At 50.1% G+C, this 14,352-nt stretch carries 13 protein-coding genes; 5 read left to right on the top strand and 8 right to left on the bottom strand.

What is annotated here, in order from left to right; all coding sequences use genetic code 11:
* Window positions 1-37: 37 nt before the first annotated feature.
* From HMPREF2907_RS12835 to HMPREF2907_RS02975, 4 genes are all read right to left on the bottom strand, one after another.
* Window positions 38-202, bottom strand: coding sequence for a hypothetical protein (locus HMPREF2907_RS12835; RefSeq protein WP_003760121.1), 165 nt, complete (start codon window positions 200-202; stop codon window positions 38-40).
* Window positions 202-1,107 (bottom strand): oxygen-dependent coproporphyrinogen oxidase, encoded by a 906-nt coding sequence (gene hemF / locus HMPREF2907_RS02965; protein WP_070679905.1) that lies wholly within the window; start codon window positions 1,105-1,107, stop codon window positions 202-204. Before hemF ends, HMPREF2907_RS12835 begins: the two co-directional genes overlap by 1 nt.
* 163 nt (window positions 1,108-1,270) lie before the next feature.
* Complete coding sequence (gene glyA, locus HMPREF2907_RS02970; protein WP_070679908.1) at window positions 1,271-2,521, bottom strand: serine hydroxymethyltransferase; 1,251 nt, start codon at window positions 2,519-2,521, stop codon at window positions 1,271-1,273.
* 132 nt (window positions 2,522-2,653) lie between these two features.
* Window positions 2,654-3,031 carry a hypothetical protein gene (locus HMPREF2907_RS02975; RefSeq protein ID WP_070679912.1) on the bottom strand — a complete coding sequence of 126 codons (378 nt, stop codon included), beginning with the start codon at window positions 3,029-3,031 and terminating at the stop codon, window positions 2,654-2,656.
* A gap of 135 nt (window positions 3,032-3,166) precedes the next feature.
* Between HMPREF2907_RS02975 and HMPREF2907_RS02980 the strand changes: the two genes are divergently transcribed.
* Complete coding sequence (locus HMPREF2907_RS02980; protein WP_070679915.1) at window positions 3,167-4,324, top strand: sugar transporter; 1,158 nt, start codon at window positions 3,167-3,169, stop codon at window positions 4,322-4,324.
* Window positions 4,325-4,534: 210 nt separating this feature from the next.
* On the opposite strand, the gene HMPREF2907_RS02985 is transcribed toward HMPREF2907_RS02980, so the two are convergent.
* Both HMPREF2907_RS02985 and HMPREF2907_RS02990 read right to left on the bottom strand, forming a co-directional pair.
* Window positions 4,535-5,848 (bottom strand): replication-associated recombination protein A, encoded by a 1,314-nt coding sequence (locus HMPREF2907_RS02985; RefSeq protein ID WP_070679917.1) that lies wholly within the window; start codon window positions 5,846-5,848, stop codon window positions 4,535-4,537.
* 225 nt (window positions 5,849-6,073) lie between these two features.
* Entirely contained in the window at window positions 6,074-7,576 is a 1,503-nt protein-coding gene (locus HMPREF2907_RS02990) for a hypothetical protein (protein WP_070679920.1), read from the bottom strand.
* A gap of 144 nt (window positions 7,577-7,720) precedes the next feature.
* On the opposite strand from HMPREF2907_RS02990, the gene HMPREF2907_RS02995 reads away from it, so the two are divergent.
* Both HMPREF2907_RS02995 and thrC read left to right on the top strand, forming a co-directional pair.
* A complete protein-coding gene (locus HMPREF2907_RS02995) occupies window positions 7,721-8,098 on the top strand; it encodes a hypothetical protein (protein WP_083310659.1) in 378 nt (125 codons plus the stop codon).
* A gap of 140 nt (window positions 8,099-8,238) precedes the next feature.
* Window positions 8,239-9,651: a threonine synthase gene (gene thrC, locus HMPREF2907_RS03000; protein WP_070679923.1), complete on the top strand. Its 1,413-nt coding sequence runs from the start codon at window positions 8,239-8,241 to the stop codon at window positions 9,649-9,651.
* 180 nt (window positions 9,652-9,831) lie between these two features.
* On the opposite strand, the gene yhbY is transcribed toward thrC, so the two are convergent.
* Window positions 9,832-10,116 carry a ribosome assembly RNA-binding protein YhbY gene (yhbY, locus tag HMPREF2907_RS03005; RefSeq protein WP_070679926.1) on the bottom strand — a complete coding sequence of 95 codons (285 nt, stop codon included), beginning with the start codon at window positions 10,114-10,116 and terminating at the stop codon, window positions 9,832-9,834.
* 108 nt (window positions 10,117-10,224) lie between these two features.
* Between yhbY and HMPREF2907_RS03010 the strand changes: the two genes are divergently transcribed.
* On the top strand, window positions 10,225-10,845 hold the full coding sequence (locus HMPREF2907_RS03010) for an RlmE family RNA methyltransferase (protein WP_070679929.1): 621 nt from the start codon (window positions 10,225-10,227) through the stop codon (window positions 10,843-10,845).
* Between the two features lie 64 nt (window positions 10,846-10,909).
* On the top strand, window positions 10,910-12,844 hold the full coding sequence (gene ftsH / locus HMPREF2907_RS03015) for an ATP-dependent zinc metalloprotease FtsH (protein ID WP_070679932.1): 1,935 nt from the start codon (window positions 10,910-10,912) through the stop codon (window positions 12,842-12,844).
* 347 nt (window positions 12,845-13,191) lie between these two features.
* Here the strand turns inward: ftsH and trxB are convergent, their stop codons facing one another.
* Window positions 13,192-14,142: a thioredoxin-disulfide reductase gene (gene trxB, locus HMPREF2907_RS03020; RefSeq protein WP_045073357.1), complete on the bottom strand. Its 951-nt coding sequence runs from the start codon at window positions 14,140-14,142 to the stop codon at window positions 13,192-13,194.
* Window positions 14,143-14,352: the final 210 nt, after the last annotated feature.

Below are 14,352 nucleotides of genomic sequence, written 5' to 3' on the forward strand. Positions count from 1 at the left end.
GGGATTTTGGGGAATTTTGCAAAGGTCTCTGTTTGCACTATTTCGCAGGCGGCTTCAATTCAAACACTTCGGGATGCGCCTTAAAATACTCTACGGCGATAAATCCGCCGCCGATGATGATTACCAGGAACACCGCCATGACAATCATGGCAAGGATGAATTTGTCCGAAGGATGGGCGTCGGGCTTGCGTTTATCCGCCATTATTGCATCTCCGAGAGCCAGTCGCGGGCGGTGAGAAACTCGTTCAGCCGCGCTTCGGGCGAACCTTCTTTGGGCGCGTATCGATACTCGAAGCGCACCAAAGGCGGCATGGACATCAAAATGCTTTCCGTACGTCCGCCGCTTTGCAGGCCGAACAGCGTGCCCCTGTCCCAAACCAAATTAAATTCCACATAACGCCCGCGCCGGTAAAGCTGGAAATCACGTTCGCGTTCGCCGTATGGCGTGTTTTTGCGTTTCGCCACAATCGGCAGATACGCCTCGATATAGCCTTCGCCGACCGCTTTGATGAAATTCAGGCAGGTGTCGAAATCCCAGCGGCTCAAATCATCGAAAAACAAACCGCCCACGCCGCGCGTTTCGCCGCGGTGTTTCAGGTAAAAATACTCGTCGCACCATTTTTTGAACTCGGGATAAACCGCTTCCCCAAACGGCGCACACACGTCCCGCGCCACCGTGTGCCAATGCAAAATGTCTTCTTCAAACGGGTAAAACGGCGTCAAATCAAAGCCGCCGCCAAACCACCACACAGGCTCGCCGCCCTCCGGATACGCGATAAAAAAGCGCACGTTCGCATGGCTGGTCGGCACATACGGATTTTTCGGATGAATCACCAGCGACACGCCCATCGCCTCAAACGCCGCGCCCGCCAGTTCAGGACGGTGCGCCGTCGCCGAAGCGGGCATTTTGCTGCCTTTCACATGCGAAAAATTCACGCCCGCCTGCTCGAATACCGCGCCGTTTTTCAAGACGCGGGTTTCGCCTACGCCCAATTTGCCCGTCCATTCCTCATGCGCAAACACCGCCCCGCCGTCTTCTTGCTCAAGCGCGGTGCAGATTTGGTTTTGCAGGTTTTTCAATACGGTTAAAACGGCTTCGGTGTGCATGGGTATTCCTTGCTTTTATGATGAGACGGAGTTCGTCGGGTTGATGAGAGAATTAAATTCGGTATTGTAGTCTGAAATGAGAAATTAAGGTCGTCTGAAAACCCTTTTTCAAGATTTTCAGACGACCTTTCCGTGTGACAAGATATTTAAACGGGCAAGCCGGTTATGCGCCGTAAACGGGGTATTTGTCGCAAAGCGCGGTGATTTGCTTGCGGACGTTTGCCAGATTTGCTTCGTCTTCAGGATTTTCCAAAACGTCGGCAACGAGGTTGGCGAGGACTCGGGCGTCGGCTTCGTTGAAGCCGCGCGTGGTCATGGCGGCGGAGCCGATGCGGATGCCGGAGGTAACGAACGGTTTTTCCGGGTCATTCGGAATGGCGTTTTTGTTGACGGTAATGTTTGCTTTGCCCAATGCGGCTTCGGCGGCTTTGCCGGTGATTTTCATCGGTTGCAGGTCAACGAGGAAAACGTGGCTTTCGGTGCGGCCGGAAACGATGCGTAAGCCGCGTTTGACCAATTCTTCCGCCATCGCTGCGGCGTTGATTTTCACCTGTTTGGCGTATTCTTTGAACTCGGGTTGCAGGGCTTCTTTGAACGCAACAGCTTTGGCGGCGATGACGTGCATCAGCGGGCCGCCTTGCAGGCTTGGGAAGATGGAAGAGTTCAACGCTTTTTCATGCGTGTTGTCTCGGCACAAAATCACGCCGCCGCGCGGGCCGCGCAGGGTTTTGTGGGTGGTGGTGGTCACGAAGTCGCAGAATGGGACGGGGTTGGGGTATTCGCCGCCGGCAATCAGGCCTGCGTAGTGCGCCATATCGACGAAAAGGTAGGCACCGACTTTGTCGGCGATTTCACGGAATTTCGCCCAGTCGATTTGCAGGGCGTAGGCAGATGCGCCGGCAACGATCATTTTGGGTTTGTGTTCGAGCGCGAGACGTTCGACTTCGGCGTAATCGAGGACTTCGTTTTCATCCAAGCCGTAGGTAATGGCGTTGTAGAGTTTGCCGGAAATGTTGACGCTGGCACCGTGGGTCAGATGGCCGCCGTGGGCGAGGCTCATGCCGAGGATGGTGTCGCCGGGTTTGAGGACGGAGGCGTACACGGCTTGGTTGGCTTGGGAGCCGGAATGGGGTTGGACGTTGGCGTATTCCGCACCGAAGAGTTCTTTGACGCGGTCGATTGCCAGCTGTTCGACGATATCGACGTATTCACAGCCGCCGTAGTAGCGTTTGCCGGGGTAGCCTTCGGCGTATTTGTTGGTCAATTGCGAACCTTGTGCCTCCATCACGGCGCAACTGACGTAGTTTTCGGAAGCAATCAGTTCGACGTGGTCTTGCTGGCGTTGGTCTTCTTGGGCGATGGCGGCTGCCAGCTCCGGATCATATTGGGCTAGGTTGACGCTTTTTGAAAACATCTTCTCGACTCCTTTGTCGGTTGGGAAACGGGGATTGATAAGTGTTGAACAATGTACCAAATCGGTTTGGATTGTCAACGATTTTATCTTTCAGACGACCCCTTTGCTGCTTGGAGGGTCGTCTGAAAAGTTTTATTTGAACAGATTGTCTTGTTTCAAATGAAAGTCGATTTTTTCGAGCAGGGCTTCGAGGTCGGTCTCGGCTTGGGCGGCGGCTAGGTTTTTGCCCAACTCTTCCAAAGCCAGCGCATCGAGCCTGCGGCGTTCGAGTTTGCGTGCTTCTTCGTTGAAGATTTTGATGTTGTCGGGCAGGATGAGCGGCGGCACGCTGCCGTCGGTTGTATAAAACGCTTCGTCCGCAAACACGAACCCCTCCGGCAATGCGGGTGCGTTGTCGTAGTCGGCATCGTTGACCGGCATCCACTCGGAATGCTGTTCCAACAGGACGAATTGCCCGTTCATACCGTAAATATGGGCAAAACGGGAGAGCTTGGGGCGTTTGGTGTTCATGCAAAGATTGTATGCCGATGATGCGGGAGCGTCTAGAGTGGAAATTTGCGTCGTCGCAGTAAGAAGGTCGTCTGAAAGTAGTATAATTACAAAATCGATAAATTTTTGAAGACAAATATAAAAAGGGAAACCCCAATGTCGGCAAACACAAACAAACAATGGCTAAGCGTCATCGCCCTGGCGGTCGGCGCATTCATTTTCAACACCACCGAATATATCCCGATTGCCCTATTGAGCGACATCGGCGCAACCTTCAATATGCCGCCGACCGAAGTCGGCATCATGATTACCGTGTATGCCTGGATTGTCGCGCTGCTGTCACTGCCGCTGATGCTGGTAACGAAAAACATCGAACGCCGAAAGCTGCTGCTCATCCTCTTCGCGTTCTTTACCCTCAGCCACATCGTTTCCTATTTCGCCCGAAGTTTCGAAATCCTGCTCGTCAGCCGTATCGGCATCGCCCTGACGCACGCCGTGTTTTGGTCGATTACCGCCTCGCTGGCGGTACGTGTCGCGCCGCAGGGTAAAGGCAATCAGGCTTTGGGGCTACTCAGTACGGGGACGGTCATGGCGATGGTAGCAGGCATCCCGCTAGGGCGCGTTATCGGGCAACATTCGAGCTGGCAATTCAGCTTTTTGCTTATCGGACTCTGCGCGGCGGCGGTCATGGGCATATTGGCGAAAAACCTGCCGCTGCTGCCCAGCGTGAACACAGGTTCGCTCAAAAGCCTGCCCGGATTGCTCAAGCGTAAAAACCTCATGCTGCTCTACGCACTGACCGTCCTGCTGATTACCGCACACTTTACGGCATACAGCTATATCGAACCCTTCGTCCTGCAAGCCGGCGGCTTCGTACCCGAACAAGTGACCATCGTCTTGAGTCTGTACGGGCTGGCGGGATTTGCCGCGTCGTATTTGTTCGGCAAATGGTTTGCCAAACACCCACGCGTATTCCTGCTGACCTCGGTATCCGTCATTTTGGCTTCGACGCTCTGCCTGCTTCCCCTTGCCGCTTACCCGATAGCCGTTTACGCACTGGTGTTTGTCTGGGGCATCGCCATCGTCGTCTTGAGCCTCGGCATGGTCTCCAAAGTATTGGACTTTGCCTCGGATGCAACGGATGTAGCCAACTCGATTTACTCCGGCCTCTACAACGTCGGTATCGGCGGCGGCGCGCTTTTGGGACATTACGTTACCGTATGGGCAGGCATGTCCAACATCGGCTTTGCCGCCGCAATCTTGGCGGCGGCAGGATTGGTCGTGTGTCGGATGTTGGTTGGGATGCGGAAATAAGGGGGCTGTATAAAAAGGTCGTCTGAAAAAGTTGTTTTGTTTAAATACATCGAGTCGTTACCCGTCTGCTCCGTCCGCATAAGCGTGAGCATGAATTTCTAAGTTTGGAATAAAACAAACCGGATTCCTTTGATGGAAATCCGGTTTTTCTTTTCGATGATTGGATTTTCAGACGACCTTTGGGGTTGTCTGAAACTTTATCCATACCCTTTACTTCTGCTTATCCAACGCCTCTTCATCCAGCGATTTCAACCATTCCAGCTTTTCGCCGATTTTGATTTCCAGTCCGCGCGGGACGGGTTGGTAGAAGTCCGGTTCGTCCAAGCCGTCGGGCATATAGCTTTCGCCGGCGGCGTAGGCGTTTGGTTCGTCGTGGGCGTAACGGTATTCGCGTCCGTAACCCAATTCCTTCATCAATTTGGTCGGGGCGTTGCGCAGGTGGACGGGTACTTCGTCGCTGGCGTTTTCTTTGACGAAGCGGCGCATTTGGTTGTATGCCTTGTAGCCCGCGTTGGATTTGGCGGCGGCGGCAAGGTACAACACGGCTTGCGCCAGCGCGAGTTCGCCTTCGGGCGAGCCTAAGCGTTCGAAGGTGGCGGCGGCATCGTTGGCGATTTGGAAGGCGCGCGGGTCGGCAAGCCCGATGTCCTCCCACGCCATGCGCACGATGCGGCGGGCGAGGTAGCGCGGGTCGGTACCGCCGTCGAGCATTCGGCAGAACCAATACAGCGCGGCATTGGGATGCGAACCGCGCACGGATTTGTGCAGGGCGGAGATTTGGTTGTAGAAACTCTCGCCGCCTTTGTCGAAACGGCGGATTTGTGCCCCGAGACTGTCGGCGAGAAATTCGGCGGTCAGGGTTTTCAGACGACGTGTGTCGGCGGCGCGTAAAAGTTGTTCCAATAAATTCAACAATCTGCGCGCATCGCCGTCGGCGGTATTGACGAGCAGCTCCTGCGCATCGGCTTCAATCGTGAAATCCCGGTATTCGGGTAAAGCCAATACTTTGGCAATCAGTTTCTTGAGGTCGTCTGAAGACAAGGATTGCAAAACATACACCTGCGCGCGGCTCAACAGCGCGGGATTGACTTCAAACGACGGATTTTCCGTAGTCGCGCCGATAAAGGTCAGCAATCCGCTTTCGACATGGGGCAAAAACGCGTCCTGCTGCGCCTTGTTGAAACGGTGGACTTCATCGACAAACAAAATCGTCGCGCGTCCCTGCTGCAAGGCGATTTCGGCCTTGTCGATCGCCTCGCGTATGTCTTTCACGCCGGAGAACACGGCGGAAACAGGCAGAAACTGGGCATTGAAACTCTGCGCCAAAATCCGCGCCAACGTCGTCTTGCCCACGCCCGGCGGCCCCCACAGCAACATAGAATGCGGCTTCCCGCCTTCCACCGCCACACGCAGCGGCTTGCCTTCGCCGATTAAATGCTGCTGCCCGATAACATCATCGAGCGTATGCGGGCGCAGGCGTTCGGCAAGCGGCGCATTGGGTTGGCGGGTGAAAAGGTCGGACATGGCGGTTTCCGTGAAAAGGGTTTTCAGACGACGTGGATTATAACAGGTCGTCTGAAAACGGACGGATGACAAAGGGAACAATAAAGACAGGATACATCACAACCGTCATTCCCGCTCAGGCGGGAATCCGATTGTGAATTTCAGTTGATTGATTTTTATGGCTTTACTTATCCTTAAAGATGGATTCCCGCCTGCGCGGGAATGACGGCATGGATTTGCCATAACTTACTGGCAGATTTTTTTGTCCGTGTATCCTATATCAGGATGACCATCCTTGTTTTTTGGCGAATCATGATTACAGCTGCCGTAATTAATTTGGATTGACATATTTTTTGCATTGGATTGTATCGGCAGGACAGGTTGGACATTGAAATTATTTAATCCGGCATTGGATTGGGCATTGAGGTCATTTTTGAATCTAACGTCAGTGTTAATATCAATTGCAGGATCGTCATGACCGATATTGTCAGGATTACTGTCGTCAATGCCATCAGTATTGGTACTGATATAACTTTCCGGCATGATTTGCAGGGCTTTTCCGCTGATAACGATACATTCTTTAGCTAATTTGTCAGCTGCTTCTCGTTCTTTAGTGCCCTTAGCTTTAGTGAAGTCGGCTTTGGTGTTATCAGTAGTTGCTGGGCAGAAAAACTTAGTATCGCCTAAATTCCACGCCATATAGCCGTATAGGGCGTTGTTGCGTTGTTCGGGAATCGAAGAACATTCAATGTTTTTTTCTGTTTTTTCTTCTTCTGAAAGAATAGAACATTTGAAATTTTGTTTTAACTTGATCAAGTCATTTTTATCAATACCGTTGACCTCCTGAGAACCGTTGTTTTGTTGGAAGTTATTATGCAATAAGTACCATGAAGAGTTTTCAGGAATTTCAATGATATGAGTAAAGTTTAAGATTCTTGTTTTATCGCCCATACCTAATATCATTAGGTACATTATCATGATTAATATTATGAGTAACCTAGTAAAGGAAATAAAAGATTCTTTGTCGTTTAAGTTGAGGAAGTTAAGCAAATTGTTACGATAATAATATATTAATATCAGTAAGAATATGAATAATATGATTATGAACGAAATGAAATATATGCCTTCATCATTTATTTTTGGGAGTAAATATCCTAAAAGAACCGTAAGAGATTGAAAAATTGCCCATAAAAATATTAAGGAAAGACATATATTATATAATCCAGTAAAAATTTTTGTAGAGTGATTTGACTTGGTGGATTTTGACTTGGTGGATTTTGAGCTTCGATAGTCCTGTATAGCAGAAAATGATTCTGGTAACAATAAGTGCACTAAAAGATAGTATAAAAAAAATATAATAATAGAAATAATTATAAAAATTGTAATTGCAGCAATTAGGTTAGACGGATTGCTTATTACATCAGGAAGAATACTTAATTGATTAATCTTTAAGAGATAGACATATATAACAACTCCACCAAAGAGTATTCCTAATACTGTCCATATTCCGATGAGTTTGCTGATGGTTTCCAAATAATCAGACAGTTTTCTTTGCTCTTTTGGTTGCTCAACCGTATCAGTTTGTTTCATTTCTTCCTGTTTTGCAGCATCATTATTTTCTGTGGCATTTTCTTCTGATTCAGGCTGTTTATTTGCAGCGGTATGCTCTGGATGCTTTTGAATACCCTCGTCAGTCATTTTCTCTTGATCGTCTTTAGGGTTTTGCGTGTTTTCGTTTGATTCAGCCATTGATAAATCCTCTATTTTCCCAAAAAAAAACGGATTATACCCCGACTTTCCCCAATCCCCCATCTCACACCGCTTACGGTATAATACGCGTTTGTTTAAAGACTTTGCGGGGCGTTTCAGACGACCTTGCGGCAAGGGATGGCTATGAATATGAAAAAGATTGTTGCCGTTGTTTCTGTGGCGGCGTTGTTGGGCGGTTGCGCTTATGATTCCGACTCGGCGTTCGGCGGTTTGGGCGGCGGTACGGGTATCGGCGGCAGTGTGGTGAAAATGGCGGTCGATCATCAATGCCGTTCGGAGTTGAACAAACGCAATGAGTGGCGTTTGGTCGCGCTGACGATGAGCGCGGACAAGCAGCGCGAGTGGGAAGACAAAATCTGCGGTTGCGCGAGCGAGGAGGCGCCGAATCAGGTGTCCGCGCAAGAGTTGATGGATGTTTTGAATCCTTCTTCGCGCGATCGGGCGATTGCGTCGGTAACGGTGAAAACCGTCAATGCTTGTTTCAAGCGTTTGTATAGATAATGTTTTCAGACGACCTTTTTGTATAGGGTCGTCTGAAAGTTTATAGTGGATTAAGGTCGGGATAGGGCGGCTTGCGGGATGGTTCGCAGGCGGTCTTCCTGTTTGGATCGGCAATATTTTGTTTTTATAGAGAAGAAATCATGAAATATATCAGTACGCGCGGCGAGACGGCGCATAAACCGTTTAGCGAGGTTTTGTTGATGGGGCTGGCGCCCGACGGCGGTTTGATGCTGCCGGAGCGTTATCCGCAGGTCAGTCGCGAGACTTTGGACAAGTGGCGCGGTTTGAGCTATCCGGAGCTGGCGTTTGAGGTGATGAGCCTGTTTGTTACGGATATTCCGGCGGACGATTTACGCGATATTCTGAACCGTACTTATACGGAAGCGGCGTTCGGCTCTAAGGAAATCACGCCTGTGCGTACTTTGTCGGACGGCATCAAAATCCAAGCCTTGTCCAACGGCCCGACGCTGGCGTTTAAGGATATGGCGATGCAGTTTTTGGGCAATGCGTTTGAATATGTGTTGAACAAAAAGGGCAGGGAACTCAATATCTTGGGCGCGACCAGCGGCGATACGGGTTCGGCTGCGGAATATGCCTTGCGCGGTAAAAAGGGCGTAAACGTATTTATGCTGTCGCCCGACGGCAAAATGAGCGCGTTCCAACGCGCGCAGATGTACAGCCTGCAAGACGAGAATATCCACAATATCGCCGTGAAGGGGATGTTTGACGACTGTCAGGACATTGTGAAGGCGGTGCAAAACGATGCCGCGTTCAAGGAAAAATACCATATCGGTACGGTCAATTCGATCAACTGGGGACGCATCGTTGCGCAAGTGGTTTATTACTTTGCAGGCTATTTCAAGGCGACGCAAAGCAATGACGAGCAGGTCAGCTTCTGCGTGCCGAGCGGCAACTTCGGTAACGTTTGCGCGGGACATATCGCCAAACAGATGGGCTTGCCTATCCGCCGCCTGATTGTCGCGACCAATGAAAACGACGTGTTGGACGAGTTTTTCAAAACCGGCGCATACCGCCCGCGCAACAGCGAGCATACTTATGTTACCTCCAGCCCGTCTATGGACATTTCCAAAGCGTCCAACTTCGAGCGTTTCGTGTTCGACCTGATGGATCGCGATCCTCAGGAAATCAATACGCTGTGGGCGGAAGTGGCGGCGGGCAAAGGCTTTGATTTGCAGTTTGCCTTGGAAAAAGTCGGCGGCAAATACGGCTTTACCTCCGGCAAATCTACCCACGCCGACCGCCTCGCCACCATCAAACAGGTTTACGAGCAAGACAAAGAACTCATCGATCCGCACACTGCCGATGGCGTAAAAGTCGCCCGCGAAGTGCGCGAAGAAGGGGAGATGGTTGTTTGCTTGGAAACCGCGTTGGCAGCGAAATTCGATGCGACCATACATGAAGCCGTCGGCGATGTCGCCATTCCGCGCCCCGCCGCGTTGGAAGGTTTGGAAAAATTGCCGCAGCGCGTCCGAGTCGTGCCGAACAATGCAACCGCCGTCAAAGAAATCATCCGCGAAACCTTAGATAAGTAAGTCATTGTCCGAGAGGTCGTCTGAAACATGCTTTCGTGTTACAGACGACCTTTCATGTCTTGATAAAAAATGATCTGCCTTTATCTCTACACTGATTTCAAGATTCATAAAATCAAAGGCCGTCTGAAAACCAATCAAGGCTTTCAGACGACCTCACTTTATTTGAAACCAAACGCTTTCTCAAGCCTCCAGGTTTTTACGCCACAACACTAACAGCTTGCCGATATGCTGAACCAGTTGCGCATCGACGGCTTCGCACAACGCATTGCAAATTTCAACGCGTTCGGCGCGGTCGTCGCCGAGTACACGGACTTTGATTAACTCATGCGCTGTCAGAGCAGCATCGGTTTCTTTGATAACGGACTCGGTCAAACCTTGCTGTCCCACCATTACAACGGGATGAAGGTGATGGGCGCGGGCTTTCAATTCCAAAATTTCTTTAGTGCTTAATTTACTGTCAGTCATGTTCTAATGCTTGAAAAGAAAGAATAATACGGCATTGTACGCGATTTGGAGCAATCTCGGGAGAAAATAACGTACAATACGGCATTTCTCTATATCACTAAATAAATTATGGCAGTACGTTCAAAATCATCAAAAGCCTGGCTTCACGAACACGTCAACGATCATTACGTCCACATGGCACAAAAAGACGGCTATCGCGCCCGCGCCGCATATAAACTGCTGGAAATCAACGAAAAAGACAAATTAATCAAACCCGGCACGGTTTTGGCGGATTTAGGCAGCGCACCGGGAAGCTGGTCGCAAGTCGCGGCAAAACTGGTCGGCAATTCAGGGCGCGTGTTCGCATTGGATATCCTGCCCATGGATGAAATAGAAGGTGTTTCTTTTATTCAGGGCGACTTCAGGGAAAACGAAGTATTGGCGCAATTTGAAACCCTGCTGGACGACCGTCCGCTAGACCTTGTAATTTGCGATATGGCACCCAATATGTCGGGTAACGCCGTAACCGACCAAGCCCGCAGCTTTTATTTATGTGAACTGGCTTTGGACTTTGCCGTCAATCATTTGAAAACGGGCGGCAGCTTTTTGGTGAAAGTATTTCAGGGAGCGGGCTATCAGGAATATATGGCAGCCATGCGCGAAATCTTCGGAACGGTGCAGACGCGCAAGCCCGAAGCATCGCGCAATCGTTCCAGTGAGATTTATTTATTAGGAAAAAATAAACGCTGACAATACAGGCAGCGTGTTTTAAAATCTTTCTTTCGTTTATCTTTATATCATGGAGCCTGGCTAAGTGGGGAATACCTTTAAGTCAATTCTGCTCTGGGTTGCTTTGTGCGTCGGCCTGATGGCCGCATTCAACGCTCTGACCAGCAAGCAGGAAAACAAGCAGCAAATCGAATACTCTCAATTTATCCAACAGGTAAACAACGGTGAAGTAGCCAATGTCAATATCGAAGGCTCAGTCGTCAGCGGTTATCTGATTAAAGGCGAGCGTACCGATAAAACCTCTTTCTTCACCAATGCGCCTTTGGACGATAATTTGGTTAAAACGCTTTTGGACAATAAAGTCCGCGTCAACGTTATCCCCGAAGAAAAACCAAGTATGCTCGCCAGCCTGTTTTACAGCCTGTTGCCGGTATTGCTGCTGATTGGCGCATGGTTCTATTTTATGCGTATGCAGAGCGGTGGCGGCGGTAAGGGCGGCGCATTCTCTTTCGGTAAAAGCCGTGCCCGCCTTTTGGACAAAGACGCCAACAAAGTTACCTTTGCCGATGTTGCCGGTTGCGATGAGGCAAAAGAGGAAGTACAGGAAATCGTTGATTACCTGAAAGCTCCAAGCCGTTATCAAAGTTTGGGCGGGCGCGTACCGCGCGGTATCTTACTGGCGGGCAGTCCGGGGACAGGTAAAACTTTGCTGGCAAAAGCCATTGCAGGCGAAGCAGGCGTACCGTTCTTCAGTATCTCAGGTTCTGACTTTGTTGAAATGTTCGTAGGGGTCGGTGCAAGCCGCGTGCGCGATATGTTTGAACAAGCGAAGAAAAACGCCCCTTGTATCATTTTTATTGACGAAATCGACGCTGTGGGCCGTCAGCGCGGTGCCGGCTTGGGCGGCGGTAACGACGAACGCGAACAAACCTTGAATCAGCTTTTAGTAGAAATGGACGGTTTTGAAAGCAACCAGACCGTTATCGTTATTGCCGCAACCAACCGTCCGGACGTATTAGACCCCGCTTTGCAACGTCCCGGCCGTTTTGACCGGCAAGTGGTGGTTCCACTACCCGATATCCGCGGTCGCGAACAGATTTTGAAAGTACATGCAAAAAAAGTGCCTTTGGATTCATCTGTTGATTTGGGTTCTTTGGCTCGAGGTACCCCCGGTTTTTCCGGTGCGGATTTGGCCAACTTGGTTAATGAAGCCGCCCTGTTTGCAGGCCGTCGGAATAAAACCAAAGTCGACCAAAGCGATTTCGAAGATGCCAAAGACAAAATCTATATGGGTCCAGAACGCCGCAGCATGGTAATGCATGAAGACGAAAAACGTGCGACTGCCTACCATGAAGCAGGTCATGCGATTGTTGCCGAAAGCCTGCCGTTTACTGATCCCGTTCATAAAGTAACCATCATGCCGCGCGGCCGTGCGCTCGGTTTGACTTGGCAGCTTCCCGAACGCGACCGTATCAGCATGTATAAAGACCAAATGCTCAGTCAGCTTTCCATCTTGTTTGGCGGCCGTATTGCCGAAGACATCTTCGTCGGTCGAATTTCGACCGGTGCTGCCAACGATTTCGAACGTGCCACGCAAATGGCGCGGGAGATGGTAACCCGTTACGGCATGAGCGATAAAATGGGCGTCATGGTTTATTCGGAAAACGAAGACGAAGTATTTTTAGGACGCAGCGTTACCCGTTCTCAAAACATTTCCGAAAAAACGCAACAAGATATTGATGCTGAAGTACGTCGTATTTTGGACGAACAATATCAGGTAGCCTACAAAATCCTTGATGAAAACCGCGATAAAATGGAAACCATGTGTAAAGCTTTAATGGATTGGGAAACCATCGATCGTGATCAAGTGTTGGAAATTATGGCAGGCAAACAACCTAGCCCGCCAAAAGATTACAGTCACAATATTCGTCAGGATGAGCCGGAACAATCCGAATCTGCAACAGAGCCTGAACCTCTGGAAACTGTCGTTGAGGAATCTGCTCCGATCAGAAATTCCTAAGATTCTGGAAATAAATCATAAACATGGAAAACGGCAGCTTATTCAATCTGCCGTTTTTATTTTATTATGACTGTTGCAAAACAGGTAAGGCGAAGAAGTACAGCTTGTATAGTTTTACTGTTATAAGTAGAAGGAATGAAGGTCGTCAGAATTAGAAGGTTGTAATGTGATTGCTTTTTTTAAATCTCGTGATTAAAACAAAAAGGTCGTCTGAAAACTGGGATTAGGATTTTCAGACGACTTTTTCTTATGTTTAATTTTTAAAATGTCATATGAACATCGGGTTAGCAGCTTGTTTGGAATGAATCTAATCGAACTGTTTCTACTCCATACAATACAGAGATGTTTTACAACCCTTGGCGGTCGAGCCAGCGTTCGGCATCAAGCGCGGCTTGGCAGCCTGAAGCGGCACTGGTAATGGCTTGGCGGTAGGTGTGGTCTTTAACGTCGCCTGCCGCCCATACGCCTTCGATATTGGTCGCTCCGACGTTGTCGCCCGTACCGCCTTTGGTTTTCAGGTAGCCGGTTTCGTCCATATCGAGCTGGCCTTTAAAAATATCGGTGTTGGGTTTATGGCCGATAGCGATGAAAACGCCTTTGACGGCGATGTCTTCGGTAGTGCCGTCATTGTGTTTCAGACGAGCGCCGGTTACTCCGCCTTCGTCGCCCAAGACTTCATCCAGATTGCTGTTGAGTTTGAGGATGATTTTGCCTTCTTCAACGCGCTGCATGAGTTTGTCCACCATGATTTTTTCGGCGCGGAAGCTGTCGCGGCGGTGGATCAGGGTAACGGTGTTGGCGATGTTGGCGAGGTAAAGGGCTTCCTCTACGGCAGTATTGCCGCCTCCGACAACGGCTACGTCTTGCTGTTTATAGAAGAAACCGTCGCAGGTCGCGCAAGCGGATACGCCTTTGCCGGCAAAGGTTTCTTCGCTGGGCAGCCCCAGATATTTGGCGGATGCGCCGGTGGCGACGATCAGGGCGTCGCAGGTGTATTCGCCCATGTCGCCTTTTAGGGTGAAGGGGCGGTTTTGCAAATCGACGGTGTGGATTTGGTCAAAAATCATTTCGGTGCCGAAGCGTTCGGCATGGGCTTGGAAACGCGCCATCAGTTCGGGGCCTTGTACGCCTTCGGCATCGGCGGGCCAGTTGTCGACTTCGGTGGTGGTCATCAGTTGTCCGCCCTGTTCGACGCCGGTAATGATGACGGGCTTGAGGTTTGCGCGGGCGGCATAGACGGCGGCGGTGTAGCCGGCGGGGCCTGAACCGAGGATGATGAGTTTGTGATGGTTGCTCATGATGTTTTCCTTACTGAGAGATTGAGTGTGTTTCAGACAGGGTAGATTTTACTTGAAAATCTAAGCTGCGTCCGTTGGGATTATTGGGATATGCTGGCAGTATTGAAATTGATAAGGGTCGATTGTGAATGGTAAATCAGTTATCGGGAAAGTGTATTCAAGAAAGGTCGTCTGAACATTTGAACTGGCCCCCAAATCTTGGACACTCAT

It is taken from the genome of Neisseria sp. HMSC055H02 (assembly GCF_001813335.1).
GTDB lineage: Bacteria > Pseudomonadota > Gammaproteobacteria > Burkholderiales > Neisseriaceae > Neisseria > Neisseria sicca_C.

Excerpts from the sequence above, each read along its gene's own strand:
- hemF (WP_070679905.1), bottom strand. The coding sequence starts at position 1,107 with ATGCACACCGAAGCCGTTTTAACCGTATTGAAAAACCTGCAAAACCAA.
- HMPREF2907_RS02995 (WP_083310659.1), top strand. The coding sequence starts at position 7,721 with ATGAATATGAAAAAGATTGTTGCCGTTGTTTCTGTGGCGGCGTTGTTG.
- thrC (WP_070679923.1), top strand. The coding sequence starts at position 8,239 with ATGAAATATATCAGTACGCGCGGCGAGACGGCGCATAAACCGTTTAGC.
- HMPREF2907_RS03010 (WP_070679929.1), top strand. The coding sequence starts at position 10,225 with ATGGCAGTACGTTCAAAATCATCAAAAGCCTGGCTTCACGAACACGTC.
- yhbY (WP_070679926.1), bottom strand. The coding sequence starts at position 10,116 with ATGACTGACAGTAAATTAAGCACTAAAGAAATTTTGGAATTGAAAGCC.
- HMPREF2907_RS12835 (WP_003760121.1), bottom strand. The coding sequence starts at position 202 with ATGGCGGATAAACGCAAGCCCGACGCCCATCCTTCGGACAAATTCATC.
- HMPREF2907_RS02975 (WP_070679912.1), bottom strand. The coding sequence starts at position 3,031 with ATGAACACCAAACGCCCCAAGCTCTCCCGTTTTGCCCATATTTACGGT.
- trxB (WP_045073357.1), bottom strand. The coding sequence starts at position 14,142 with ATGAGCAACCATCACAAACTCATCATCCTCGGTTCAGGCCCCGCCGGC.
- HMPREF2907_RS02990 (WP_070679920.1), bottom strand. The coding sequence starts at position 7,576 with ATGGCTGAATCAAACGAAAACACGCAAAACCCTAAAGACGATCAAGAG.
- HMPREF2907_RS02985 (WP_070679917.1), bottom strand. The coding sequence starts at position 5,848 with ATGTCCGACCTTTTCACCCGCCAACCCAATGCGCCGCTTGCCGAACGC.
- HMPREF2907_RS02980 (WP_070679915.1), top strand. The coding sequence starts at position 3,167 with ATGTCGGCAAACACAAACAAACAATGGCTAAGCGTCATCGCCCTGGCG.
- glyA (WP_070679908.1), bottom strand. The coding sequence starts at position 2,521 with ATGTTTTCAAAAAGCGTCAACCTAGCCCAATATGATCCGGAGCTGGCA.